The following is a 26,042-nucleotide window of genomic DNA, read 5'->3' on the forward strand; positions in this document are numbered from 1 at the left end:
TTTCAAACTAGATAGTGCCGACTGCGAGCGAGCGTGGATCGTCGTGAAGTTCTTCTTCAGCAGAAGAAACTAGTCAGAGCGCTGGGGGAACTTGTTACCGATGCTCTTTATACAGGAAGGCTCAGCTGGGATAACAATCCTAGCTGAGCCTTCTGAAGCTTTGAAGTCAATTAGGTCAGCAGATGTTCTGCTTGCCATTTAGTTTGTAAGCAACAGTGTCGTCGAGTACTAAATGACCACCAATCAATATGTTCGTCCATCCCTTCATTGCTCGCATGGCGCTTGCCACCGACGAAGGCATACAGTTCTTTTTAGTTAGGAGTAGCGGAGCGCCGTTGTACGAAGCAACGACAGCACCAGTTAGTCCATCGGGGAAGTCAGAAGCAGTCGCGATGAATTGACGTTGAGATCCGTAGGGCCAGAATTTCTTCGCGATCATTGCGCTGGTGTCATATCGGGTATTGCCTTCGAAGCGAACCACAGATGCATTCGGAACGGCCTGGCGTACTTGCCGCTCCACGTTGTCTGATATCGCGATTGGGCCGCCTGCCATGTAAATGCGTGTTGGTTTCAGTCTTTTAAGCTCACGAATAGTGCTCGCAGGCAGTAAAGACTTCTTGGTTAGTAGCATCGGGGACATTTTACCAGCAGCCACGGCCGCCAAAGACATGGCGTCTTCGAAGCGCTCTCCAGTTGCTAAATAAACGGAAGAAGCACTCGACCACTTATTGGAGATCTTTGCACTCGTGTCGTATAGATTGTCTCCCCAGATTCGCGAAATCTTACCGTATGACTTCAGCTTGGAGACCGTCGTGTCGCTAATCGCCAATGGTCCTCCGAGCACGATGATGTTCTCTGGATCCAAACGCTCTAATTCAGCAGCCACGGCGGAAGGAAGCGCGTCTTTTTTGACTAGAAGCATTGGCGCCTTGTTAATCGTTGCCAACGGGGAACCAGACAAAGCATCAGGGAAACGCTCACCTGATGCAATAACGACGGTTGATGCCTTTGAGGGGAAAGTGCGCCTTGAAATATCTACCGGAGTATCGAATCGAGTGCGTCCGTGCATACGAACCGGCATTAAACGGGTTGGCCACACATCCGCATTGCCGAAGTAGCTGGTGGTCAACTTGTAAGCGGTGCTGCGGCGGTTCTTTGCGAAGTCGCGCAATGAGGTCAGGTCGCCGTTCCACACGTTGGCATCCACGTTATTGGTCGAGCCCAGCATGTTGGAGTTGGAAGAATACTGCCAGACGTTGAAGGTGGTCCAGCCTTCGGGAAGCTCCCGGGGGTTCTTTGCGACGTCAGCGGTCGGGAAAATGGACACATGCAGTGGCCAGGACTTGAACGCTACGGAATCACCGGTGCACTCATCCCACCATGACTGGGCGGTGTAGATCATCGGCAAGCGGCCGGTCTTGGCCTTGACGGTGTTGCCGAAGTCCTTGATCCACGCGACCATTGCCGAAGGAGACATGCCGTAGCACATATCACCCTTGCCCTGAGGGTAAGCGGTCTTGCTATACGGGTTCCACTCGATATCCAGCAACGGCGGCATGGTGTACCCGTCGTTGGTCCAGCCCCCGCCATTGGCCATGAATTCCTTGGCCTGTGCAGCGCCGGACGAATGGGCAGGCATGGCGAAATGGTACGCACCGCGGATCAGGCCTGCATTGCGCGAGTTGGTGTAGTTCTGGCTGAACTTCGGGTCCTTGTACAAGGAAGAAGGCCATGACTGCGTGGCCTTGATGTAGGCGAAGCGTGCTCCGTTGGCCTTGGCGCTGGACCAGTTCACGGTGCCTTGATGGCGGGAAACATCGATTCCGAGGGTGCCCGGCGGACGCCAAGTGCGCAGCTCATCCAGGGAAGCGGGCGCACCGACCTCGAAGGGAATGGAAGCGGCAGCATCATCCGAGGTCAGCCGCGCGAGATCCGCCAGCTCGGCCACGGTGGGGACGGTGGCGTCTCCGGTTTCCGCGATTCGCTTGGCACCCTGCCCCAGTTGGGCATCTAGGTGCTCCATATCCAGTTCGGCCAGCGCCTTGTCGGCCAGCTTCACACGCTCCTTGTTGGAAAGATCTTCACCCTTGGCCAGCGACTTGGAGATTTCCTCAGCAGCTGGCGTGGCCGCCACTGCAGATGTGCTCGGCGTTGCCGCCGTGGACTCAGCAACGTTGGTGCCGGTTCCGGTGGTCTCCGGCGCATCAGATGGCGCAGAAGACGGTTCCGGCGCGTCTGTCGCGGTAGCCGTGGCAGTGGGAGACTGGCTTGCTTGAGCGGAGGGTTCTTCCGCTGGCGCGGCGAAACCCGGACCAGCAGAAAGCGGGATGGAAAGTGCGGCTACGACCGCAATGGATAGGGCTTTGGATCGTCGTGTCCGGAGTGCCGGCATGGATTCCCCTGAATAATTGAGTGCAAGTGACATGGCAAAGGCCTTTGCCAGTATATCTACCCGATGTTTTCCGGCAAGATTCCGGGAATTAATATCAGGGTGAAAAACAGTGGAAACCAAGTTCCCTATTCAGCCAATTTCACCGGCTTTATGGTTTTCGGAACTAGAAGCCACGCAATCACCCCGACCAGGCCAACCACTGCCGAAATATTGAATGCCAATTGAAAACTGATCATATCCGCCATGGCGCCGGCCAGCAGTGGACCGATAATTGAGCCGAGATCGGTGCACATCTGGAAACCGGCCAGGGCCTTGCCGCCGTTGCGTCCGGAACCAATCACGTCAGCCACGGATGCCTGCTGCGCTGGGCCAAGCAGCCCACCGCCAAGACCAGCCAGCACTGAGAAGACGATGAAGCCAACCAGGGACGTCGAGTAGCCCATGGCGCCAATGGACAAGAGCAGGATGCTCATCCCGAGGACAATAGGAATCTTGCGGCCAATGCTATCGGTCAGGCGGCCGGAGAACATCAGCGCGCAACCATTGCCGATGGCAAACACCGTCATGGAAATCCCGGCGGCGGTGGCGCCCATGCCTTGGCCGAAGACGGCCAAGGCGAAGAGGGGGATCATGCTGTTGCGCACGCCGAACGCCAACCAGCCGTAGCTGAACCCGGAGAACAGTGCCGCACGGTAGGCGGGGGAGGCCAGCGCCTCGCGCGTGGTCACGACCTCGATATCCGATTTCCTTGAACGCGGGTTGGCGGCATCCGCATCCAGTTCACGGCGGCGGCCCAACGCCATGTAGACCACACCCGCTGCAATCACCAAGGCGGTTCCATAGATCAGGAAGGGAACACGCATGCCCAGCGGGGCGAGGAGGGTCCCGAGAACCGGGCCAAAGACATTGCCCAAGAGGAACGAGCCGGCGTACAAGCCCGAGATGCGGCCACGGGACTTCTCCGGAGCCAGGCGTGCAATCAGCGCCATGGCCGAAATGGTGAACATGGTCGAGCCGAATCCACCCAGACCGCGGGCAATCAACAGCTGGGTGTAGTCCTGCACCACCGCGCAGAGTAGCGTGGATACCGCCACCAGCAGCACGCCGGTGACGTAGATCCTTGGCTCGCCCAGCTTGCCTACCAGCACTCCGGCTACCGGCGCGAAAATCAAGCGGGTGAAGGCAAAGATGCTGACGATGATTGTGGCGGCCGCATTGCCGACATCAAAGCTCACCGCATACTGGGGCAGGATCGGGGCGATGAGCCCGAAACCCAGGGCGATGATGAAGGCCGCTACCAGCAGCACGCCAATCTCCTGGGGGATCGGCGGCCTGGAAGCACGGGAGGTTTTCAATGCCATATTTATTGGAAAGATGGTTCTGCAGCCAAGCGGGCAGCAACCGTCAGCCTTTCTGGAACGATGCGAAGGGCAAATCAGCCCACCAGCCAGTCTAGCCCCGGATGCCAGATACGCTTTCGCTGGTGCTGAGCGCCACATGATCCCTAAATCGTTGGAGATATGAGACGATTTAAGGCGTGTCTGATTCGCTTATATTAACCATCATCATTGTCGCGGTTGTTGCCGTGGTGGCCATTGGCGTCATTGCCTTCGTCACCAAGGGCCGCAAGCCCAAGACCCCGTATACGTCAGAGCGCGATGCAGACGACTTGCCAACCGGCCAGAGCGCTGAGGGCGATACTGATGCCGCAGCGGACACTGCCGGAGCAAGCGATGCGCCCGTCGCAGTCCAGGAACCTGCCGCACCGGCTGCGCCACAGCTCGATGTTCCTGAACCAGTGCAGGGCCGTCTGGCCCGCCTGCGTGCGCGACTGACCAAGTCCAATAACATGTTCTCCAAGGGCCTGCTGGCCCTGCTCAGCCAAGACTCGATTGACGAGGATGTCTGGGAAGAGATTGAAGAGAACCTGCTGATGGCAGACCTGGGTACCGAACCCGCCCTTGAGCTTGTCGACGCGCTGCGCGAACGAGTGAAGATTGAAGGCAGCAAGGACCCGGCCCGGGTCAAGGCGATGCTCCGCGAGGAACTGCTCAAGCTGGTCGACCCGAGCCTGGACCGCAGCTACCTGCCTGAACCGCACCCGGACCGCCCGAGCATCATCATGGTTGTCGGTGTCAACGGCGTCGGCAAGACCACCACCATCGGCAAGATGGCCCGAGTTCTCGTTGCTGAAGACAAGGATGTCCTGCTGGGCGCCGCAGACACCTTCCGTGCTGCAGCTGCAGAACAGCTTGCCACCTGGGGCGACCGTGTGGGCGTGCCGACCGTTCGCTCGGAGATTGACGGTGCCGACCCGGCATCGGTTGCCTTTGAAGCTGTTTCCGCCGGCATTGACCAGGAAGTCGACATTGTCATGATCGACACCGCCGGCCGCTTGCAGAACAAGGTCGGCCTGATGGACGAGCTGGGCAAGATCAAGCGCGTGGTCGAGAAGAAGGCTACCATTGACGAAGTCCTGCTAGTCCTCGACGCGACCACCGGCCAGAACGGCCTGCAGCAGGCCAAGGTCTTCTCCGAGGTCGTCAACGTTTCGGGCATCGTGCTGACCAAGCTCGATGGCACCGCCAAGGGCGGCATCGTCGTGGCTATCCAGCGCCAGCTTGGCGTTCCGGTAAAGCTCGTCGGCTTGGGCGAAGGCCCGGACGACCTTGCTCCATTCAATCCCGAAGATTTCGTGGACGCACTGCTCGAAGGCTAATCGAAACGTCTAAATTTCTTGATCTCCCCGCCATGCAAATATGGCGGGGAGATCTGTTTAAAACGTGAATGTGCCGTCAGCTGCTTGGTGCGGATTAGTTCAGGCCTTGGCTGGACCCCGGGCTGAAATAGATGCAAGCTGTCAGTGAAATGGATCACATTGACTATTTACTACTTCCGAAACGTCATCCCGATGTCGGCAGAAAAGTGCAGGTCAATAGCTGAAAGCGGCTTGCTGGGCCCAATCTAGCCGCGGGATGTCCAAGAGTTTGGTGACCAGGGCTACAGAAAACGTCCAGATTTCTTGGGTAAAGATATATTCTGGGGAATTGTGTCCCTTCAGTCCGTACGCACTGCCTGCACGGCACTCCAGATGGTTCCGGATGCCCGTGCGGCCAGACCAGCCGGTAAAGGATCCATCCAGAAGTGTCGTCGAATCAAGACTTGCCCATGCCATCCAAGCGGGACCCGAGACCCAAGGCTTTTCGCATGGACATCCAGGGCCTGCGCGCCATCGCCGTGGGTGTCGTCGTGCTTTACCACTTCTGGGGGCACTATCTGCCCGGCGGCTTCGTCGGCGTCGACGTGTTCTTCGTGATCTCGGGATTCCTGATTACTTCGCATCTGCTGACCAAACCACCGAGGAACTTCGCTGACGTGGCCAATTTCTGGATGCGGCGAGTCAAGCGTCTCATCCCGGCCTCGTTCTTGGTGATCCTGGTCAGCGTCCTGGGCATTTGGCTTTTCGCGCCATCGACTGTCTGGCAAGACTGGGGACTGCAAGCGATGGCAGCGACGTTCTATTTCCAGAACTGGTATCTGGCTCTGACCAAGGTTGATTACCTGGCCGAAGGCGAAGCACCAAGTCCCTTCCAGCATTTCTGGTCCCTGTCTGCCGAAGAGCAGTTCTATTTCGTATGGCCAATTATGATCGGCCTGCTGATCTTTGCCGCCATCAAGTTCGGCCTCAAGCCGGCGACCGTCGCGTTGGCCGGCATCAGTGCAGTCTTCTTGCTTTCCTTCGGATACTCGCTGTACGCGACAGCAACTGAACCGGGCAGCGCCTACTTCTCAACCTTTACCCGGGTTTGGGAGTTCTCCGCCGGCGCATTGGTAGCGGCATTGGGGGCGCGTGCGCATGCGGCAAAGAATGACGTGACCAGCTTGATCGGGTCCTGGGGTGGTGTGCTCGCCATCGCATTCAGCGCATTGGCTTTCACTGGCGAGATGCCGTTCCCTGGATACATTGCTGCGATTCCGGTATTCGGCACCGCGCTGATCCTGCTCTGCCATTCGACGCACAAGTACTCGCCCAACGTATTCTTGAGCAGCAAACTGTTCCAATTCTTCGGGGATAATTCATACGCCATATATCTGTGGCACTGGCCGCTGCTGATTCTGATGCCGTTCCTGGTGGAAGACTTCAAATGGCCTCAGAAGATCATTGCCTTGGTCCTCACCCTGGTTCTAGCAGTATTGACGCAGAAACTCGTCGAGGTCCGATTCCGCAAGTTCATTGACTCCTCCGCGCTGCTCACGGCTCCACGTTTCCTGGCCACTGGAAGTCTTGTCTTGGCTTTGGTGGCCGGTGCCTTCTACCTCAACACCGAACGCATCATCAACGATGCCCAAGACGTCGACAAGGCATTGGCGCAGGTCGAAAAGGAGCTGGGTGAAGACTGCTTTGGCGCCGCATCATTCAGCGATTCGTGTGGCGAGTCGGTGAATATCGAAACTTCCTACCAGCCGGTGGCCCCGGCACCAGTCGTCGCGAAGACTGACAAGCCGGTCGTCTACAAGGATGATTGCTTCGCCAGCCAGGCTGCCAACTACAAGGACCGCCCGGTCTGCAGCTACGGCGATGGAAAAATCAAGGTAGCGCTGGTTGGAAACTCGCACGCTGGCCAGTGGATTCCCGCACTGGAACCTATGGCCAAGAAAAATGGCTGGACCATTGACACCTATCTCGCAAGCCGCTGTGCCGTCATGGGCGAGCCTCAGGTCTTCGATTCCGAGGCAACTGAAACGGGATGCGCTGATTTTGGCGGATGGGTCACCGAGCAGATCGAGAAGGAAGACTACGACCTGGTGATCAGTTCCAACCGCCAGTCCTTGCCGGTCTCCGGATACGAAATGGAGAACACAGCAGAGCCTGCCCAGAAGGCCTACGAAAAAATTCTGGAAGAGTGGGCTGGTACGGGTGCCGCTGTGGCGGTCATCAGGGATACTGCCTTCCCCGGAGAGACCGTGGACAATGTCCCAGACTGTGTGGCTTCCAATGCTGGAGAGTTCATCGACTGCAGCGGCGAAGCAAAGCAGTGGATACCGATGGACCCGCAGGCCGATGCCGTGAACGCGCTTGATAATCCGAACATCATCGACGTCGACATGAATGACCAGCTGTGCGAGGAAGACCGCTGCTTTGTAGTGGTTGGCGGCATCGTGGCCTATTGGGACCACTCGCATCTGACCGAAACCTTTGCAGGATCTCTGTCACCGACCCTGGAATCCCGGCTGAAGAAGGCTCTGGATTCCGAGGAGCTGTTCCCGGCCGCATAAGGCTTCTGACGGGCATCGCCTGGTGGGCCCCGGCTACGACGCATTCAATGCGTCGTAACCGGGGCCCAAAGTCATTCTGCGGTGCTTCTTCCTGATGCAGGAGCATCTCGGCCTGGACGATATGTGGAAACGCTTGGTTCTCCGGGCAGCCAGAATCTCCACGGGAATTGCGGCCCTCCGGCTATCCCGGCTACCCCAACGCGCGGCCCGGTGCGGATCGCTGCCGGAGCGCTGGGCGCGGCGTGGATGGCAAATGGGGGAGAGAACAGGTCCAATCCATCGTGCGCCAATCTCGTGAGTCCGAGCGCAGCTGCCAAGTTCCCCGGTCCGCGGGCCAGCTGGGCCTCCGGGATGGGATTGCGCGAGTACCGGGCTGGGCGTTTCTCCAGCCGGCGGGCCATTGCCAGTTCTGTCCCAAACGTAATTGCGCCTGCACGTATCAGCACCCCGGACGCAATGCCCGGCGGCGAGCAAACGAAATTCAGGGCATAGTGCATGCCGTAGCTGAAATAAACATATGTATGTCCGGGGTCCAGGAACATGGACGCGTTGCGCTCGGTTTTCCGGTCTTTCGAGTGGCTGCCGGGATCGTAGGGGCCACTGGTGCCCAACCCCATATACGCTTCGGTTTCCGTGATGCGCACGCTGACCGGTCCTTCGGCGGAATCCACCGTGAGCACTGCCCCGAGCAGTTGCGGTGCAACGCTCAGCGCATCGGGCAAGAAGAAAGTGCGGTCCATATCTCCAGTGTGCCTGCTGAAGCCAAATTGTCCCTGGCGCATGCCACGATTCTTTTTACTTGGAACTTGGGGGTTCAAGTAACTCGCACTCGTGAAATGGAGGTGGACCATGAAAAAGTCCATTCTGATGGCAACTGCCCTTGCCGGAATTCTCTCGCTGGCCGCTTGCGGCGTCTCCACGGAAGATTTCGAGGCCGCGCAGGCCTCAAGCTCGGCCATGGCCGCTGAAGTAGAAACACTTCAAGCTCAGCTGACCGAAACGGAATCGCAATTGGCCCTGGCCCAGGACGAAGCTGCAGAGCTGCGCGCGGCCGAAGAAGAACGCGTTGCTGCCGAAGAAGCCGAGAAAGCCCGCAAGGCGAAGGAGAAGAAGGAGAAGGAAGCCGCGGCCAAGGCTGAGAAAGCCAAGGCCAACAAGGCCCGGAAAATCACCAAGCGTGAGCTGGCGCAGATCGTGAAGAAGCCGGACTCGCATATCGACGAGAACGTGTTCGTCTACGGGCGGGTCACGCAGTTCGACTCCGCGACCGGTCCCTGCACCTTCCGCGCTGATCTAAGCCACGCGCACGTCGGCAAATACGACTACGAGCACAATTCGATGTTCACCGCCGGCGACGGCCTCGTGGATTGCAAGGTGCTTGATGACATCGTGGCCGAAGACATCGTGCAAATCACCGCCACGGTTACCGGTTCGCTGAGCTACGACACCACCATCGGCGGCTCAACCACGGTGCCGCAGTTCCAGGTCGTGAAAATCAAGCGCCTGTAGCCGCACGCGGCGTCACCGCAATCAGCCCGGCATCGGCAGAAAATACTTTCTGCCGATGCCGGGCTGCCCGTTTTCACCGGTCGCCAGCAGAACCGTGAACTGTTTGAAACGACGGCGAAACATTGCCGAGAAGCAACCGTTACCCCCGGCAAGAACTTGATACACAGCGGAAACGAAGCAGCGAGCGTTCGGAAACATCGGGTTAGTTCAATAGTCATATCACCACCGATACACCGAATAACTTGAGGGGACGTGATCCAGATGGAGTTGGATGTTGCCAGCTTATGGATCTTGATAGCTGCCGCGCTCGTGCTGCTGATGACACCGGCACTGGGACTTTTCTACGGCGGCATGACTCGCGCCACCGGAGTCGTGAACATGATGCTGATGAGCTTCTCCGCTGCGGCAATCACCGCTGTCGTCTGGGTGCTGTGGGGCTATTCGTTCTCCGCCGGAGAACCAGCCATCGCCGGGATTGTCGGCAACCCGATCAGCGACTTCGCCATGCACAACACCGAGCAGTCTGAGCTGCTCGCCGCCGGATTCGCCGGAACCTTCGCCATGATCTCGGTCGCCATCATCTCAGGAGCCATCGCCGACCGTGCGCGCTTCGCACCATGGCTGTTCTTCGTGCCGCTGTGGGTCACCCTGGTCTACGCACCGGTGGCCTTCTGGGTCTGGGGCGGCGGCCTGCTCTCCGCCGACGGCTTCCTGGGCAGCATTTTCGGCGAGGCCATCGACTTCGCCGGGGGCGCAGTGGTCCACACCAATGCAGGTATCGCGGCCCTGGTCCTGGCCCTGAAGCTCGGCCAGCGCCACAACTTCCACGACCGTCCGCAGCCGCACAACACCCCGCTGGTGATGCTCGGCGCAGGCCTGCTGTGGTTCGGCTGGTTCGGCTTCAATGCCGGGGCGGCAACCACCGTCGAGCAGGCAGGACTCATCTGGGTCAACACCCTGGCAGCTCCGGGTGCCGCAGTCCTCGGCTGGATCCTGGTCGAGAAGCTGCGCGGCTCGCGCCCCAGCTCGGTGGGCGTTGCCTCCGGCCTGGTGGCCGGCCTGGTAGCCATCACCCCATCCTGCGCCGACGTTGCCCCATGGGCCGCCATGCTGCTGGGCGTGCTGGCCGGAGCCGGTGCCGCCTGGGCCGTGAACCTGAAGTGGAAGCTCGGCTACGACGACTCGCTGGATGTTGTCGGCGTGCACCTGGTCGCCGGCCTGATCGGCACCCTGTTCCTCGGCTTCTTCGCACTGCCAACCGAGGAAAGCGCCGGCGGCCTGTTCTACGGCGGCGGCGTAGCCCAGCTGATCGCCCAGACTGCCACCCTGATCGTGGTCATGGCCTTCTCCGCGGTGATGACCTGGGTCATCGCAACGGTTATTGGAAAGTTCAGCCCATGGCGTGTCACGGCAGACATCGAGATTGCCGGGATCGACGAGGCCGAACACAACGAAAATGGATACCAGCTGGTTTCCAAGTAAGGAGCGGAATCTGGAAAATAACGCAGTACAAGCACGAGGGGCAGGACGTTTCTGAAACGTCCGACAAGACCGCCGGTGGGCCATGCAGCCACCGGCGGTCTTGGCATTTGCCGGTGCGCCAGCTGGCACATGTGCAAACCATGGGAATCAGCTTGCCCGGTGGCATCGGCACCGCGAAGGCCCCTAGCGTGGCACTGACCAGCCGATCATTCCTGCGAATAAGGAGAGTGCCATGACCAGCGAACCACAACAGCCATCTGCTCACGGGCGAAAGCCGGTGCTGTCCGGCCCCGGACAGGACAGCGAGTTCCTGACCACGACCCAGGGCGCTGAAGTCAACGACACCGATCACTCGCTGAAAGCCGGCGAGCGGGGCCCCACCCTGCTGCAGGACCACCACCTGCGCGAGAAGATCATGCATTTCGATCACGAGCGGATTCCCGAGCGCGTTGTCCATGCGCGCGGCGCCGGCGCCCACGGCACGTTCACCAGCTACGGCAATGCCGGCAAGCTGTGCCGTGCCGACTTCCTCAAGCCCGGACGCCAGACCCGGGTCTTCGTCCGCTTCTCCACCGTGGTCGGATCCCGCGGTTCCATGGACACCGCCCGCGACACCCGCGGCTTCGCCACGAAGTTCTACACCAACGAAGGCATCTTCGACCTGGTGGGCAACAACATCCCGGTGTTCTTCATCCAGGACGGGATCAAGTTCCCGGACCTCGTCCACGCCGCGAAGCCGCACCCGGATACCGAGATCCCGCAGGCACAATCCGCCCACGACACCTTCTGGGATTTCGTCTCCCTGCATACCCCCGCCCAAGCCCATGTGATGTGGCAGATGAGCGACCGGGCGATACCCCGCTCGCTGCGCATGATGGAAGGCTTCGGCGTGCACACCTTCCGCATGGTCAACGAGGAAGGCGCTTCCTCCCTGGTGAAGTTCCATTGGAAGCCCAAGCTCGGCGTGCACTCGCTGGCCTGGGAAGAGTCCCAGCTGGCCGCCGGCGCGGATCCGGACTTCCACCGCCGCGATCTGGCCGAAGCCATTGATGCCGGCGCCTACCCCGAATGGGAACTGGGCGTGCAGATTTTCCCCGATGACGGCACAGCGGTCTTCGAAGGCATCGACCTGCTGGATCCGACGAAATTCGTCCCAGAAGAGCTGGCTCCGGTCCAGCCGCTGGGCAAGATGGTGCTGGACCGCAACCCGGAGAACTACTTTGCGCAGACCGAGCAGGTGGCCTTCCACCCCGGGCATCTGGTTCCGGGCATCGATATCAGCGACGACCCGTTGCTGCAGGCGCGGCTCTTCTCCTACCTGGACACCCAGCTGACCCGCTTGGGCGGGCCGAACTTCGCGCAGATCCCGATCAACTCGCCGGACTCGCCGGTCAATGACATGTTCCGCGACGGCTTCCACCAGCACCGGGTGCCCAAGGGCATCGCGCCGTACAAGCCGAACTCGCTGGATGGCGGCTGCCCCTACATGTCGCAGGTTCTCTCTGGCCAGCAGCCTCCACTGGACTTCCCGCAGCCTGTGGCCTCCGGGAAGAAGGTGCGTTCCGAGCCGGCCAGCTTCTCGGACCACTACAGCCAGGCGCGCCTGTTCTACATCAGCCTCTCGGCCGTGGAGCGCGCCCACGTGCAGCAGGCCTACTCCTTTGAACTGGGCAAGTGCACCGATACCGCGATCCGCCAGCGGCAGGTGGAATGCCTGGCGAAGATCGATACCGAGCTGGCATCCGGTGTCGCCCAGGCACTGGGACTGCCGGCGCCGGCGGTGCAGCCGCTGGGCCAGCCGGTGGCCAGCCCGGCGCTGTCGCAGATCGGCAACACCTGGCCGGTGGACGGGCGCAAGGTCGGTGTGGTGTTCAACAGCGGCAACCACCAGCACGTTCCGGCAATTGCCAAGGCGCTCAAAGAGCGGGGGATGTCCCCGCTGCTCGTTTCGGCCTCCGGCGGCGAGGCGGCCCCGGGCCTGCCCATTGACCGCACCTACCTGACGGCGCGCTCCATCGAATTCGATGCGCTGGTGCTGATCGGCCCGCTGCCGCCAGCCCCGGATGCCGCGGTTTCCCTGGATGCCAAGGCCGGCGCCTCGGGAACCGGCGGGGTTCCCATCGACCCGCGGGTGGCGTTGCTGGTCGCGGAAGCCTACCGGCACAACAAGGCCATCATCACGTTGTCCGGGCTCTCCGACGGCCTGCTGCCAGCAATGGGACTGGAGGATGACGCGCCGGGCATTGCCCTGGTCGAGATTCCGGCGGTTGCCGAGAGCGCGGAGCAGCTGCTTTCCACCCACCGCGCGTGGGAGCGCTTCCCGGTCGCCGAGTAGCAGCACGGCCAAGCTGCAACGGCGTGCGGCGCGGCAGGCTCGGGATTCGCCGCGCCTGCCGCGCCTGCCGTGCCGGCCTTGCCGCTTGGCCGGTGGCAACCAACTGGCACAGAGATCTGATGAGGAGAATAGCAAGATGCCTTCAGGAACCGATAGCAATGACGAGAAGGGGCACGTGGCCGATACCGTTGCCAAAGCCCGGCACGCACCTGGACCGGATGCCGAGTCCAAGCCCGAATCCCCGCCGGACATGCACGCGAAGTCGTGGAAATACGCGGCCAAGCGCGCCATCAGCGAATTCTCCCGGAAGAAATGCACGGATATGGCAGCGTCGCTGACCTACTTCGCGATGCTCTCCCTGTTCCCGGCACTGCTCGCAGTGGTCTCCCTGCTCGGAGTCGCCGGCCAGGCGGAAAACATGACCCGCAACATCCTCTCGCTGCTTGGGGAACTGGCCAGCCCGGAAGTCGTGGAAACCCTGAGGCAACCCATCGAGCAGCTGGCTTCGGCCCCGTCGGCAGGCCTGGCCCTGTTTGCCGGCCTGCTCGGTGCGTTGTGGAGCGCCTCGGGCTACGTCGGGGCGTTCGGCCGCGCCCTGAACCAGATCTACGAGGTGGCCGAAGGCCGGCCGTTCTACAAGCTGCGCCCCCTGATGCTGCTGCTGACACTGGTGCTTCTTGTTGCGGCCAGCGTGCTGGGGCTGCTGCTGATTGTCTCCGGCCCGCTGGCGCAGGCGATTGGCGACGTCATCGGGCTCGGCGAGCGCGCAGTGCTGGTCTGGAACATCGCCAAATGGCCGGTGATCGTGCTGTGCGCGATTGTGCTGGTTGCCGTGCTGTACTACGGGGCTCCCAATGTGAAGCAGCCGAAGTTCCGCTGGATCAGCCTCGGTTCGGCCATTGCGCTGTGCGTATTGGCGGTGGCGACCGTGGGCTTCTTCTTCTACGTTTCGAATTTCGGCAACTACAACAAGACCTACGGCGCCATTGGCGGGGTCATCGTGCTGCTGCTGTGGCTGTGGATTGCCAACCTCGCGCTGCTGTTCGGCGCGGTCTTCGACGCGGAAGCCGAGCGCGGGCGCCAGCTGCAGGCGGGGATTGCCGCCGAGCGCTCGGTGCAGCTTCCGCCACGAGATACCAAGGCCAGCGTGATGCAGGAGGAAAAAGAAGAGCAGGACATCAGCGACGGACGGCAGTTGCGTTTCGCCAGCGAGCTGCGCGCCGAGGAGCAATCGGATCCTCAGTCCAGGCGGAACCCGGGAAGCTGAGTACGGGCCGCACACCACTAACGTGTACAAAGGCCGGATCATCCCAAAGGCAAAGGTGTCCATCAGGTGGGTGCCGGTCGGCGGGTTCGCCGAGGTGGTGCTCGATGTGGCCAAGCAGCAAGTCCTGTGGAATGCCCCCGTGGAAACCTTCGCCGAATACCGGGAGAACCCCGGCGGGGCAGCAAGCCTGGTGGCCGGTTGGGCCAAGCAGGAGCTCACCGGGAAGCCGGCGGAGCCTGGCGGATCGAGCAGTGTCGGCGGGCAGGACCTTATGGATGGCTCTACGGCCGCTGTTCCTGGATTTCGGAGCAGCGGCCGTAGCGCTATTCAAGTTATCTGGCACAAAGCTGTGCCCCATGAATTCGCATTCATGGGGCACAGCTGGTTGCGCTGCTTAGGACAGGTCGTCCTTGACATCCTTGGCGGCATCCTTGACGTGTTCGCCTGCCTGCTTGGCCTTGGCAGCGGCCTGGTCCTTCACGCCTTCGGCCTGCAGCTGCTCATTGTTGGTGGCATCGCCGATGGCTTCCTTGGCCTTGCCAGATGCTTCCTGGGCCTTGTTCTGGATCTTGTCTCCAATTCCCATGATTCTTACCTCCTGTGTGGATCTGGTGTACTGACAATTTGAACTCTAGGGCAGATTGCAAATCGGGGACCTGAAGCTGGGAATTTCCTTGTGGCCTACTTTGCAGATCATCACAGAGCTGCCTTTAGCGCGGCGAATTCCGCAAGCTCTCTCGATGTTGTGCCTTGGGCCCACGGGGCGATTGCCGGTGCGTCCCTGAACCATGCGCGTTGCGTTGCCAGATTTGGCCAGCTGATCCGCAGCATCCCCGGATTCTTCCCGCGGAACACTTCAGGGGTGGGGCTGTGGTTATTTGCGGTTATCAGGAGCCATTCAGCTGAGCCAAGCACGCAATGGACCTGACTTACACTTGTCAAAAGTTCCGACCAGGGAAAGAGGGCTGATGGACCAGAAGCCGGTGTCATTCAGTACGGGCGAACCACGATTTGCAACCCGCAATGGCGAGCCGTGGTGGGGTGCTGAGCAAGCGGTGCGTGATGCCGCCGTGCGCTGCGAGGGCAACCCGGAAGCGATGCTGCGCGCGCTGGAAGGCTCGGGGGAAGATCCTCCGGTCCCAGCCACTGGCCAGACGCAGCGGCTCTGGGAGCTGCTGGCGTCCGTGGCCGCCACCGACCTGGTTGCGGCCAGGACGCTGGAACCGCATTTGGATGCAGCGGGAATCCTGAGCCAGGCGGGCATGCCGTGGCAAGCAGGTACCTCCTGGGGCGTTTTCGCCGCGCAGTCGCCCACCACCACCCTGAAAGCGATCCGCCAATCCGGCGGAGGCTGGGTGCTGAACGGCACCAAGCCCTGGTGCTCCTTGGCCGCCGCGCTGACGCATGCCTTGGTCACCGCCCAAACACCGGAGGGTATCCGGCTGTTCATGGTTTCCCTGCGCCACCCCGGCGTTGAACCGGCAACAGGTGGCTGGATCAGCCGAGGCATGGCCCAGCTGCCCAGCGGTTCCGTGGACTTCACCGGAGTGCCGGCCCAACCGGTGCAAGACGCTGGCTGGTACCTGTCCCGGCCGGGGTTCGCCGTTGGCGGCGTCGGTGTTGCCGCCTGCTGGTTCGGGGGAGCGGTGGGAATCTACCGCCATCTGCAGCGCAGCGCCCAAGCGCGTACCCCGGATCAGCTGGCCCTGGCCTGGCTCGGCGAAGCAGACCGCTTGCTGGCCGGCTGCGCCGCGCTATTGGAACATGCAGCCGGGCTGGCTGATGACGGAGAACTGGATGCCATTGCCGCCTATCGGATCCGCGGCCAGGTGGCGTGGGCCTGCACCCGCATTTTGCAGCTCAGCGGCGAGTCCACCGGGCCGGGACCGCTGACCGCCGATGAGGAGCATGCGCGGCGCGCAGCAGATTTGGGCATCTACCTTCGCCAGCACCACGCTGCCCGCGATGACGCGGCCCTGGGCCAGCTGCTTGCGGACCGCGCCGCGAAGGAAGGCAGGAGAGCATGGTGAGCTTCACGCATCAGGACCAGGGAACAGCTGCAAGCTGCTGGCAGCAGGCCGGGCTTGGGCGAATCGCCGCACTGGACCCGGAGGACCTCTTCCGCGAAATATCATCGGTGATTGTCCTGGCCGCCCACCCGGATGACGAGACGCTGGGAGCCGGAGGGCTGATCCGCATGGCGCTCTGCCGGGGGATCGAAGTCCACGTGATCGTCTGCAGCTTCGGCGAAGCCTCCCACCCGCACTCCGCAACCCACACCCCCGCCCAGCTGGCCTCGCTGCGCAAGGAGGAGCTGGCCGAGGCGATGGGCACACTGCGCGTGCAGGGACCGCAGGCCGGGACGCTGCACCTGCACTGCCTGGGCTTGGGCGACGGGAAACTTGAAACTCAGCAAGCACGGATCCGCGCGGCCCTGGAGCAGCACGCCGGCCAAGGCTGCCTGATCGCCAGCACCTACCGCGCAGACGGGCACCCCGATCACGAAATCCTGTCCCTGATCGCCGCGGACTGCGCCCTGGCGCACAATGCGTGCCACCTGGAATTCCCCATCTGGTTCTGGCATTGGGCGCAACCGGACAGCCAGCGCAGCTTCAAGCACTGGCACAGGTTGGACCTTGACGAATCCACCGCGCAGGCCAAGGCCCGCGCCTTGGACGCCCACCGATCCCAAACCCGGCCGCTGTCCGCACTGCCCGGGGACGAAGTCCTACTTGGCGAAGGTTTCCTGCAGCACTTTTCCCAGGGTGCAGAGATCTTCCGCGCCACCTGGCCCGGCCACAGGGACGCCGCGTCCGCTCCGGCGGTATTCGACGAGCTCTACGGGGAACGCGAGGATCCGTGGGAATACCGCAGCAGCCGCTATGAGCGGCGCAAGCAGCAGATCCTGCTCGCCTGCCTGCCCCAGGAGCGGTATGCGGCGGTGCTGGAGCTGGGCTGCTCCATCGGGGTGCAGAGCGCCGAGCTGGCCCGCCGCAGCACGCGCCTGCTGGCGGTCGACGCCAGCGCCACCGCGTTGGCCCAGGCGAGGCGGGCCGTGGCCGGAATGGACCACGTCGAATTGCTGCAGGCCACGGTGCCCCGGCAATTTCCGCAACTGGAGCCGGGCAGCTTGCAGCTGGTGGTGCTCAGCGAGATGGGCTACTTCCTGGCCGCCGACGAACTGGAGCAAGTGCTCGCCGCCAGCGCGGCGGCACTTCAAGCCGGCGGAGAGCTGGTGCTCTGCCATTGGCTGCATCCCATCGACGGCTGGCCGCTGGACGGGGTAGAAGTGCACCGCATGGCGGGCCAGCTGGGGTGGGAGCGCATCGTGGAGCATCGCGAAGCCGATTTCCTGCTTGAAATACTGCGCAAGCCAGCTGGTGCCCATGGGTAGGCAGCTGGCGGCCATGGCGGTGATCATCCCGGCCCGCGACGAGGAAGAACGCCTGGGCCGTTGCCTGGATTCGGTGCGCGCGGCCATGGACCGACTGGCGCGTGCCCGCCCGCAGATCCAGGCCAGGGCCATCGTGGTTGCCGACAGCTGCACGGACGGCACGGCGCAGATCGCCGGGCGGCATGCCAGCGAGGATTGTCGGATCAGCGTGCAGCAGGTCGGCTTCGGCAACGTCGGTGCGAGCCGGGCCGCCGGAGCACGCCATGCCCTTGATCTCCTCGCAGCGGCCGGCGACCCGGGCGCCATCTGGCTGGCCAGCACCGACGCGGATACCTGCGTCCCAGAGCATTGGCTTCAGGGCTTTGCCCGCCTGCACGCCGACGGGGCAGATGCGGTAGCGGGAACCGTGGAACCGGACCGCAGCGAACTCGATGAGCACCTCTTCGCCCTATGGCAGCAGGAATACCAGCCGGTGGAGGGGCATGGCCATATCCACGGCGCGAACTTCGGCGTGTGCGCTGCCGCCTATCTGGCTGTCGGAGGCTTCGAGCCGCTGGCGTCCCGGGAGGATGTGGCACTGGTGGAAGCCTTGCGCCATGCCGGCTACCGGGTCCAGGCCACGGCCCGGCTGCAGGTAACCACCTCTGGGCGCCTGCGCGGCCGGCTGGGCGAAGGCTTCGCGGACTATCTGGCAGCGCTGGAACACCGGATGCTCAACACCGGCTAGCATCCAGCAAGCAGACCTGGTCCCTGGCATGGAAACAGCCCCCTGGTGAACTGCGCGGTGCGCAGATTGCCAGGGGGCTGTGCCAGTGGCAGCGTTGCCAGATGTCATGAGCTGCTGCCGGACTCCTGGGCGGCGTACCTGTGTCCTGGCGCATTCGCGTCGAAATGGGGCACCGCGTGGGCGACCGCACTGTACTGCCAATACTTCACGCGGAATGCTGCCATGCCGCTGTGCTCGGCCTGCGCGAACAGATCCTTGATCGTGCTGTGCGGCGCGCTGGCCGGAACCACTTCCAAGACTGGAGAAGGCTCGGAAATGTGCAAGAATTTCAGCTCCCCGGTCTGCTTTCCAAGCATCGCGACCAGCACCGGCCGCTTGTGCACTGACACGAGGCCCATGACATCGTCGAGCGATTCCTCAGGCTGCGTCATGACCACTGGCATTCCCTGGGTCCAGCCATAATTGCCCAAATGTCTTCTGCCTTCGCGTGATCCCAGCAACTCAGCAACGCGCACCGCAGTCTGGGATCTGACTAGCCTTCCTGGCATGTGAACTACCCTCCACTTCTAGACGATACTTCTCACTTCAACTATGCAGTTTTCCGGCCCCTGAGGCGGCGGCATGGCCTTCAGTGACGCTGTCGACCATACGCCAAGCGGTGGGGGACTTGGTATGAAATTATCATTGGTCCACCAAGTTCTTGTGCACCCGTCCCGATTCTGAGGAAATTCCCAGACTTTATTTTTTACTAGTCAAAAGCCTTATTGCAGGAATTGGCTTGGGCTGCGCGGGCTCGGTTCGCCCATGTAGTTGCATGCCGCTGATCCATCGCCGGCAACCAAGGGCGCTGATCATCGGCTCAGTTAAGCCCCAGTTCTCGCAGGGCCCGATGCGCCGCATGCCAGCCGGCCATCCCATGCACCCCGCCGCCCGGAGGAGTGGAAGAGGAGCACAGGTACAGTCCCGGCACGCCCAGCGAATAGGGATTGAGCGAAGCGGAGGGGCGGAAGAATTGCTGGGTGCCGGACAGCGATCCGCCGCCGATATCGCCACCGACCAGGTTGGGATCCCAGGCCTGCAGCTGCGCCGGGGAGGTGTCCACCCGCTGCACGATCCGGTCCCTGAAACCCGGCGCGAACCGCTCGATCTGCGCATCGATGAGCGCACCGGCATCCCCGGCATAGCCGTGGGGAACATGGGCGTAGGACCAGATGACGTGGCGGCCGGCCGGGGCGCGCGAGGCATCGGCGCTCGAAGGCTGGACCACCATCACGAAGGGGCGGTCGGGCATTGTCCCGGAGGTGACCTGGTGCTCGGCGGCGGCCAGCTCGACGGCATCGCCGATCACGTGCACGGTGCCAGCCCGTGCGGTGCGCGCATCCTGCCAGGGGATCGGGCCATCGAGCAGGTAGTCCACCTTGAAGGCAGCGGTGCCGTAGCGCCAGCGTTCGAACCGGCGGCGCAGGCGTGGCGGAAGCTGGCCGCCGGCGATCTGCACCACCTGGCGGGGCGTGGCATCCAGGAAAGTGAGTTCGGCATCGGGAAGCTGGGCGAGGCTGGTGATCTGGTGCCCGGTGTGGATCTGCACGCCCAGCCCATCGAGCACCCGCAGCAGCGCGTCGATGATGCTGCCGGTGCCGCCGTGCGCCACCGGCCACCCCCAGGACTGGCCCAGGGACCCGAAAAGCACGCCGAATCCCGAGGTGAACGGGTGGGCGAGCGGCAGCATGGAATGCGCGCTGGATCCGGCGAAGAGCGCCGCGGCCTGCCGGGTGCGGAAGGCCGCGGCGGCCAAGAGCTTCGCCGGCGGCAGCGAGCGCAGCCCGAAGCGCGCCATCAGCACCGGATGCGGCGGGATGCCCAGCAGCGGGCTGGTGGCGTTCTCCAGGATCGCCTGCGGATTGCGCACCAGCGGCCCATGCAGCAGCCGCCAGATCTTCCGGTCGGCGGGGAATTGCCCGCTGGTGGCGTCCAGGCTCTGGTGCAGGAAGACCGACTCGGCGCCTTCCAGCGGGTGGGCCAGCGGATAATCGTGGAAATCCCATTGCAGGCCATGTCCGGCCAAATCGAAATGCGCGAATGCCGGGCTGCCGTAGGCGAAGGGGTGGGCGGCAGCTCCCAAATCCACGATGGTGCCCTCGCCCAGCGTGCTGCCGGAGGCCGCGGCGCCGCCCGGATGGGCATTGCGCTCGAAGACCTGGACATCGAAACCGTTCTGCGCAAGCACCGCCGCGGCGACCAGCCCATTGGGGCCGGCCCCGACGACATTCGCCTTCCCATTGCTCATCGGCGGCGTTCCTCCTGGTTCTCGTGTTCTTGCGGGGCGAAGCGCTCGGGCCAGGTCTCGTCGCTGAGCGCCTTGAGCTGGCTGATCTGCGACTCGGCACGATGCGACAGGTCCTGCAGCAGCGCCTGGTCCAGGCGAGGATCGTGGGGCAGCATCAGCAGCAGCGTCTGCCACATGCGCAATTTGGCATTGAGCAGTCCGGTGAGCACATCGAGCTGCACCTGCGCGGCGGCCAGCTTGCGCATCCGCAGCGGATTGAACGGGTTGGCATGCCCGGCGAGCTTGGCCACCGGTGCCAGGAGGCGGGCCAGCGGCCGCTGCCGGCATCCCAGCCGGTCCATGATCCGCTTCAGATCCGCCTGGTCGTCCTTCACCTGCCGGTGCAGCGACTCGAAGCGGTCGGCGTACGCCGTGCCCGCCCAGGTGTGGTGCGCCGCCTTGAAATGGTTCAGCCCCGATTCGGAACCCAGCAGGTGCTCTCCCAAGTACCTGTGCAGGGTCATCTGGTCGATGGTGTTGTGCGGCATCGTGCCCGTCCTTAGATCTCGAAAGCGGTTGCAGTCTTCTGCTGGCTCGAACGCTAGGGCACCGGCCGCCGCAGGCCAATGGCGCACCACTGATCTGCAGGCTGCACCCAGCCTTCGGCGGCTAGCCGGCAGGGTAGGGCCTGGCCTTGGGCAGCCGCGCCAAGTGGGCCGCGTTGCGGATGGCAATGCCCGTGGCAATGGCTGTGCTCTCAGGGGACCACTGCAGATCCTGGCAGTCGGTGGTGTGCATGGGCACCCCGGGCTTCACATTGAAATCGGAAATGCGCAGGATCTCGGAGGACACCAGGTGCTCCTTGGAATCGGCCGCCACCTGCCCGGCCAGCAAATCGCTGCTGGAGGCCTTGGGCGAGTGGAAAGGGTGCATACCAGGATCAAGGCTTTGATCGGTGTCCGGGCCATGATCATGATTCCTTGCCTTGGTGTTCTTGCCATGGGCAGTGCTGGGAGCCGGATCAGCGCTTGATGCGCGCATCGATGCGCGCGGCCAGCTCTCCTGCATTTTGCATCGCCCGGTCCAGCGATGCTGCGGTATCCCATAACCCGGCGTGCTTGACCTGCGCCGGGCCGGAAGCCAACTGGGAAAGGTCATAGCGCAGATTGCTGCTGGCAGCCTTCAGCACTGCGCTCAGCATGCCCAGGGTAGTGGCGACATCGGCCACCAGTTGCGGCTTGGCATGCTGCGAGAGCCAGCGCAGGTCATCCAGAGCGGTCATGGCCAGCGCACCGAGTGCGGCAGAGGATTTCGCGGCCTGCAAGCAGGCCTGTGCAAGGCGGCGGTCGCGCTGCTCCGAGGCCGGTTGCGCGTAGGCTACCCCGAACTCCGCGGAAGCCCGCGCATCACGGTCTGCCATGGCCAGCGCGTCGAGCCGCAGCTGCTTGGCCCGTGCCAGCAGGCCGGTGAGTTCGGGCTGTGCGGTCCCCGAAGCCGATACGTAGCCGCCGGACATTGACATCAGCGCGGCGGCGGCTGCGAGCATCAGCGCCGCCGCGGCTCCGCCGCCCGGGTTCCCGTCCGATTCAGCCAGCTCCTCCAGCCAGCGTCCAATGCGTGCATCGCTGATTGGACGCTGCGCCAGGCTATTCGCCATGCCCCTGGTCTTGGCTCATCGAACCTTCACCGGGCGGGGTTTCACCCGGCGGCACCGAACCGCCCGGTTCCAGCCCGGTAATCAGTTGCTCTTCTGGATCGGGGTTGGATGTGGCCGCGGCCTCGCGGTTGGCTGATTGTGCATCGTCGTGTGCATCGTCGCGTTCGCCATCGTCCTGCGGCGCGGAGAATTCCTGCGGGTCCATCGGCTGCTCCTGTCTCATGATTGCTGTGGCCGAGAGTCCAGCCCTTGTCCGCTCACGCTAGGCAGCGCTCAGCGGCGGGTTCAACCGCAAGGAGCAATTCACACCGAACGCTCGGATTGCGGTGCGCTGCCTGCCGGGGATCAGCCGGCCGAAGGCGATTCATGCCCCAGGTGCTTGAGCACTGCTGCATGCAGGCGCGCATCGGACAGCAACCGGAAATGCCCCAGCGTGGGCAGCTTGATATTGGTGGCTCCGGCCAAGTCGCAGCCGCCGGGGATGTGCGGGTCGAAGCTGCTGTAGATGGAGATGATCCGCGAATTCACGCTCAAGTTGGCCGAAAGCTTGAGCAGCCCCTGGTCATTGGGGGACAGAGCCCGCAGGGAGCGGATCGGAGCATAGCGTGCATAGCGCGAACCGGAGAAAGGAGTGCCGATGGCGATCATCCGGTTGATCCGGTAGCCCTGCAGCGAGGCGGCCATGAGGTACTTGCCGATCAGTCCGCCCTTGCTGTGCGCCACCAGCACCGCACCGTCGAGCTGCTCCGTGGCCAGGTAGCGGGAAACTGCCTCGGACATCTCCGGCACGGTGCCGTGGTTGAATCCGAGCTGCGGGATCACATGCACCGGGTGGCCGGCTTGGGGCAGCGCCTTGGCGACCGGGAGCATGAATTTCCAGGATTCCCAGATTCCCGGAATCAGCACCACCGGTTCGGCCGCCGGGTCGCTGCCCGTGCGCAGCTGGTCGGCCGGCGTGCCCGGCAGCAGTGAACGCAGCTGCCAGGCGCCAGCATAGAGATAATCTTGCAGCCATGCGCAGGACAGTACTGCCCACCGGAAAAGCCTGCCGGCCAGGGTGCTGGTCTCCACCGTGGATCCTCCGTTTTTCACCGCGCTGCGGGGACCGGTTGCCCCGGGGTCCCTCCTCACAGCATTATCAGCACATCAGCACGGTTCAGGCAGGAAGCGACATTGCCCGCCCAGGGAATTCCGGGTTTCCGGCGGCCGAGCAGTTGTCGCCAACGCGCCGTATCGAGGCAGGAATCCCGGGTGGAATCGGCGCTCGCCGGAAGACGAGCAGGCATCGGAACCGCAACGATTTGATGCCGGATTTCCGGGGTCGCGGCACGACTGGGATGGTGCCGCGGGAGAACGGTGTTCCGCAGAATCATCCCCGCCGTTGCAAAAGCCTTCAACTAGCCATGGATTATTCATCGGGCTAGGGCTATTCTGAGGTTCTGTTGAGTAATTGCAGTTTTGGGGGACTGGCAAGTTATGAAACGACAACATCATGGTTTAAGCACTTCTATGCCGCGCGGAGTCTTGGGGACCAGCCGCAAGCTGCCGTATGGCGCACTGGCTATTGCTGCGGCATTTGGCCTGAGCAGTGCATTGGCATGGCCCGGTGCGGCCGGTGCCATGCCTGCCAGAGCCGAATCAAGCACCGTGGCCTTCAGCGCGGAATCCCGGCCGCTGCTCGGGCGCGACGTCGTCACCGTACCGGATATGCCCGAAGTGGCCGGCATAGAAATCACCGGCCTGAAATCTGGCACTGAGAGGCTCGGCGGGTCCGAGCCTGGCCCGGTGGCACAGATGGCCGAGCATCGAGCGGCCATGACGGCAACGTTGAGTACGGGGATAACAGTGCCGCCCGCACCGATTGCCGCGTCCCAGGAGATCCGGCCGGCCATGCTGCGCACCGGCCTGCTGCTGGAGCACCCAGTGGCCACCCGGCAAATCTCCAGTGCGTTCGGCTGGAGAGCCAACCCGACAGGTGCCGGGCACCAAATCCACATCGGCCAGGATTATCCCATTGCCTGCGGCTCGCCCGTTCGGGCCAGCGAGACCGGCAGGGTGATTGTCGCCGGCTGGGCGGGCCATTCCGGCCAACGGGTCACCGTTGACCACGGGAATCGGGTGCAGACGGGATACAGCCACAATTCGCTGCTGCTGGTAAGCGTTGGCGAATTCGTGGTCCAAGGCCAAGTCATTGCGTTGTCCGGGACAACAGGCAATTCCACTGGGTGCCATGTGCATTTCGAAGTCATCGTCAATGGGCAGTGGCAGAATCCGAGCAACTACCTGCCGATGGCCGGCGGGCAACGGCGAGCGGTACTTGCAGCCGGGCCATTTGCGGTGGACGCCGGCAGTGCCCTGCGCCAGCAATCGGTTGCTGGAGCATTTGGGCATTCTTCCGGGACCTCAAGCAACCGCAGCTCAGCAGACCAAGAACGCCCAACCCGTGCGAAGCATTACCAGGGTGACCCGGTGCAGCCATCTGCCGACGGCAACCAGAAAGAGGCCAAGGCGGCCAAGCCCAAGACCCAGCCGAAAAAGGATCACTCGAAAACCAGCCCGTCTCCACGAACCACGCAGGCGGCACCGCAGCCGAGCAAGGCGCCTAAGCCGCCGAAGAAGCTGGAAACCGAACGCCCGAAGGCCCAGCCAACGCCTTCGCCAACGCAAACTCCTGTTCCAGCTGCGCCAAGCGCGCCGACTCCAAGTGCGCCAACGGCAGCACCGACTCCAAGTGCGCCGACTGCAGCGCCAACGCCAAGCACTGGGCCAGTGGAGCAACCCAGCGCTTCCGCATCACCTACCGCGTCACCCACCGAGTCGACGATGCCTTCGGCATCACCGAGCGCCTCGGAGTCTCCAGCTCCGGAGAATCCAACAGAGGAGGTGGAATCCTTCAAGGCGCCTCCATCGGCCGAGCCGACCCTAGCTCCTGAACCGAGCCCGGACTCGGGTATCGAACCGCAGCAGGAGAAAGAAACGGGAAACCCGGACATCTCGGACCATGAGGAGGAAACCGAGCCCACGACCGGGACAGAGAAGATCATCGGCGTAGCCCAGCCGAAGATCGTGGACATGCAGGCAGAGAAGGACCAGAAGGCTCCACCTGTAGCCAAAGAGCTGGAGCCGGCCAAGCCTGCTGCACCAGAGAAGAAGAGCGCAAAGAATCCAGCGGCTGAAAAGCCCAAGCCGGCAGTCGCGGACAAGCCGAAGGCGGCTGTTCCGGCGAAGAAGAAGGCGCCAGCACCGGCTAAGCCAAAGCCGGCAGTCCCGGCCAAACCCAAGCCGGCAGCTCCGGCCGCGGCGGCTGCGCCTGCAGCGAAGAAGGTCGCGAAGGAGCCGGCCGCAACGGTTCCGCAACCTCAGCCGAAGCCGAAGCCGAAGCCGAAGCTGCAGCCGAAACCAAAGCCAAAGCCGCCAGTTGCGGCGCCGGCCGTGCAGAAAGCTGCCCCAGCAGCGGCCAAGCCGAAGCTGAAGGCCACGGTTCCTGCACCGGCTGAAGCTGCCGCCCCCGCCAAGGTGCCGCAGCCGCCGGCAGGCACCGCGCCTGCTGCCAGCGAGGCCAAGCCGTAGCCCTTGGCTGCCGGCACCCGAAGCTGCTCCCGTCCTTTCGGAGGGGAGCAGCTTCGGCGTTGCGCCATAGGCTGCTGGTGAAACGCTGCACAGCTGGTTAGTTCGGCGCCCGATTATTGATATTCTTGGGAGTTGAGTCCTGTGCGATTTTCCAATGCGCACCACA

At 62.9% G+C, this 26,042-nt stretch carries 22 protein-coding genes; 10 read left to right on the top strand and 12 right to left on the bottom strand.

The genetic code is table 11. The features are described from left to right. Positions 1-175: 175 nt before the first annotated feature. Positions 176-2,512: a cell wall-binding repeat-containing protein gene (locus F0M17_RS07435; RefSeq protein WP_149596813.1), complete on the bottom strand. Its 2,337-nt coding sequence runs from the start codon at positions 2,510-2,512 to the stop codon at positions 176-178. A gap of 5 nt (positions 2,513-2,517) precedes the next feature. Beyond that, complete coding sequence (locus F0M17_RS07440) at positions 2,518-3,753, bottom strand: MFS transporter (protein WP_168201978.1); 1,236 nt, start codon at positions 3,751-3,753, stop codon at positions 2,518-2,520. A gap of 176 nt (positions 3,754-3,929) precedes the next feature. Between F0M17_RS07440 and ftsY the strand changes: the two genes are divergently transcribed. Together ftsY and F0M17_RS07450 are read left to right on the top strand one after the other, a co-directional pair. Further along, complete coding sequence (gene ftsY / locus F0M17_RS07445; protein WP_066137952.1) at positions 3,930-5,111, top strand: signal recognition particle-docking protein FtsY; 1,182 nt, start codon at positions 3,930-3,932, stop codon at positions 5,109-5,111. 488 nt (positions 5,112-5,599) lie between these two features. After that, positions 5,600-7,669, top strand: coding sequence for an acyltransferase family protein (locus F0M17_RS07450; RefSeq protein WP_168201979.1), 2,070 nt, complete (start codon positions 5,600-5,602; stop codon positions 7,667-7,669). Positions 7,670-7,740: 71 nt separating this feature from the next. Here F0M17_RS07450 and F0M17_RS07455 read toward each other — a convergent pair whose 3' ends face one another. Beyond that, on the bottom strand, positions 7,741-8,451 hold the full coding sequence (locus tag F0M17_RS07455; RefSeq protein ID WP_246857160.1) for a DNA-3-methyladenine glycosylase: 711 nt from the start codon (positions 8,449-8,451) through the stop codon (positions 7,741-7,743). 67 nt (positions 8,452-8,518) lie between these two features. On the opposite strand from F0M17_RS07455, the gene F0M17_RS17445 reads away from it, so the two are divergent. Next, positions 8,519-9,178, top strand: a complete 660-nt coding sequence (locus F0M17_RS17445; RefSeq protein WP_168201980.1) for a hypothetical protein — start codon at positions 8,519-8,521, stop codon at positions 9,176-9,178. Positions 9,179-9,199: 21 nt separating this feature from the next. On the opposite strand, the gene F0M17_RS17450 is transcribed toward F0M17_RS17445, so the two are convergent. Continuing rightward, entirely contained in the window at positions 9,200-9,376 is a 177-nt protein-coding gene (locus tag F0M17_RS17450; protein ID WP_168201981.1) for a hypothetical protein, read from the bottom strand. A gap of 63 nt (positions 9,377-9,439) precedes the next feature. On the opposite strand from F0M17_RS17450, the gene F0M17_RS07465 reads away from it, so the two are divergent. From F0M17_RS07465 to F0M17_RS07475, 3 genes are all read left to right on the top strand, one after another. Beyond that, positions 9,440-10,660, top strand: coding sequence for an ammonium transporter (locus tag F0M17_RS07465; protein ID WP_038991574.1), 1,221 nt, complete (start codon positions 9,440-9,442; stop codon positions 10,658-10,660). A 232-nt stretch (positions 10,661-10,892) separates the two neighbouring features. Further along, positions 10,893-12,995 (top strand): catalase, encoded by a 2,103-nt coding sequence (locus F0M17_RS07470; protein ID WP_149596816.1) that lies wholly within the window; start codon positions 10,893-10,895, stop codon positions 12,993-12,995. Positions 12,996-13,131: 136 nt separating this feature from the next. Next, complete coding sequence (locus tag F0M17_RS07475; protein ID WP_149596817.1) at positions 13,132-14,262, top strand: YihY/virulence factor BrkB family protein; 1,131 nt, start codon at positions 13,132-13,134, stop codon at positions 14,260-14,262. A 394-nt stretch (positions 14,263-14,656) separates the two neighbouring features. On the opposite strand, the gene F0M17_RS07485 is transcribed toward F0M17_RS07475, so the two are convergent. Beyond that, positions 14,657-14,848, bottom strand: coding sequence for a CsbD family protein (locus F0M17_RS07485; protein ID WP_038991459.1), 192 nt, complete (start codon positions 14,846-14,848; stop codon positions 14,657-14,659). Between the two features lie 382 nt (positions 14,849-15,230). On the opposite strand from F0M17_RS07485, the gene F0M17_RS07490 reads away from it, so the two are divergent. From F0M17_RS07490 to F0M17_RS07500, 3 genes are read left to right on the top strand one after another with little or no spacing between them, the layout of a single operon-like run. After that, positions 15,231-16,292, top strand: a complete 1,062-nt coding sequence (locus F0M17_RS07490) for an acyl-CoA dehydrogenase family protein (protein ID WP_149596818.1) — start codon at positions 15,231-15,233, stop codon at positions 16,290-16,292. Beyond that, positions 16,286-17,656 (top strand): bifunctional PIG-L family deacetylase/class I SAM-dependent methyltransferase, encoded by a 1,371-nt coding sequence (locus tag F0M17_RS07495; protein ID WP_149596819.1) that lies wholly within the window; start codon positions 16,286-16,288, stop codon positions 17,654-17,656. The genes F0M17_RS07490 and F0M17_RS07495 overlap by 7 nt, the downstream gene beginning before the upstream one ends. Then, the gene (locus F0M17_RS07500) at positions 17,649-18,383 is read left to right on the top strand and encodes a glycosyltransferase family 2 protein (protein ID WP_149596820.1); all 735 of its coding nucleotides are present in this window, start codon (positions 17,649-17,651) and stop codon (positions 18,381-18,383) included. The genes F0M17_RS07495 and F0M17_RS07500 overlap by 8 nt, the downstream gene beginning before the upstream one ends. 104 nt (positions 18,384-18,487) lie before the next feature. Here F0M17_RS07500 and F0M17_RS07505 read toward each other — a convergent pair whose 3' ends face one another. The 7 genes from F0M17_RS07505 to F0M17_RS07535 form a co-directional block, all read right to left on the bottom strand. After that, positions 18,488-18,814 (bottom strand): hypothetical protein, encoded by a 327-nt coding sequence (locus tag F0M17_RS07505; RefSeq protein WP_246857161.1) that lies wholly within the window; start codon positions 18,812-18,814, stop codon positions 18,488-18,490. 428 nt (positions 18,815-19,242) lie between these two features. Next, positions 19,243-20,670 (bottom strand): NAD(P)/FAD-dependent oxidoreductase, encoded by a 1,428-nt coding sequence (locus F0M17_RS07510; RefSeq protein ID WP_149596822.1) that lies wholly within the window; start codon positions 20,668-20,670, stop codon positions 19,243-19,245. Then, positions 20,667-21,197: a hypothetical protein gene (locus F0M17_RS07515; RefSeq protein WP_149596823.1), complete on the bottom strand. Its 531-nt coding sequence runs from the start codon at positions 21,195-21,197 to the stop codon at positions 20,667-20,669. Before F0M17_RS07515 ends, F0M17_RS07510 begins: the two co-directional genes overlap by 4 nt. A gap of 121 nt (positions 21,198-21,318) precedes the next feature. Beyond that, the gene (locus F0M17_RS07520) at positions 21,319-21,582 is read right to left on the bottom strand and encodes a hypothetical protein (protein WP_210416706.1); all 264 of its coding nucleotides are present in this window, start codon (positions 21,580-21,582) and stop codon (positions 21,319-21,321) included. 88 nt (positions 21,583-21,670) lie between these two features. After that, positions 21,671-22,306, bottom strand: coding sequence for a cyclodeaminase/cyclohydrolase family protein (locus tag F0M17_RS07525; protein WP_149596824.1), 636 nt, complete (start codon positions 22,304-22,306; stop codon positions 21,671-21,673). Continuing rightward, a complete protein-coding gene (locus F0M17_RS07530) occupies positions 22,296-22,529 on the bottom strand; it encodes a DUF6480 family protein (protein WP_246857162.1) in 234 nt (77 codons plus the stop codon). Before F0M17_RS07530 ends, F0M17_RS07525 begins: the two co-directional genes overlap by 11 nt. Positions 22,530-22,651: 122 nt before the next feature. Continuing rightward, entirely contained in the window at positions 22,652-23,377 is a 726-nt protein-coding gene (locus tag F0M17_RS07535) for an alpha/beta hydrolase (protein ID WP_246857163.1), read from the bottom strand. A 438-nt stretch (positions 23,378-23,815) separates the two neighbouring features. Here F0M17_RS07535 and F0M17_RS07540 point away from each other — a divergent pair, with 438 nt between their 5' ends. Beyond that, entirely contained in the window at positions 23,816-25,876 is a 2,061-nt protein-coding gene (locus F0M17_RS07540; RefSeq protein WP_168201982.1) for a peptidoglycan DD-metalloendopeptidase family protein, read from the top strand. The last annotated feature ends 166 nt before the right edge of the window (positions 25,877-26,042 follow it).

The organism is Glutamicibacter sp. ZJUTW, from assembly GCF_008370855.1.
Lineage (GTDB): Bacteria > Actinomycetota > Actinomycetes > Actinomycetales > Micrococcaceae > Glutamicibacter > Glutamicibacter nicotianae.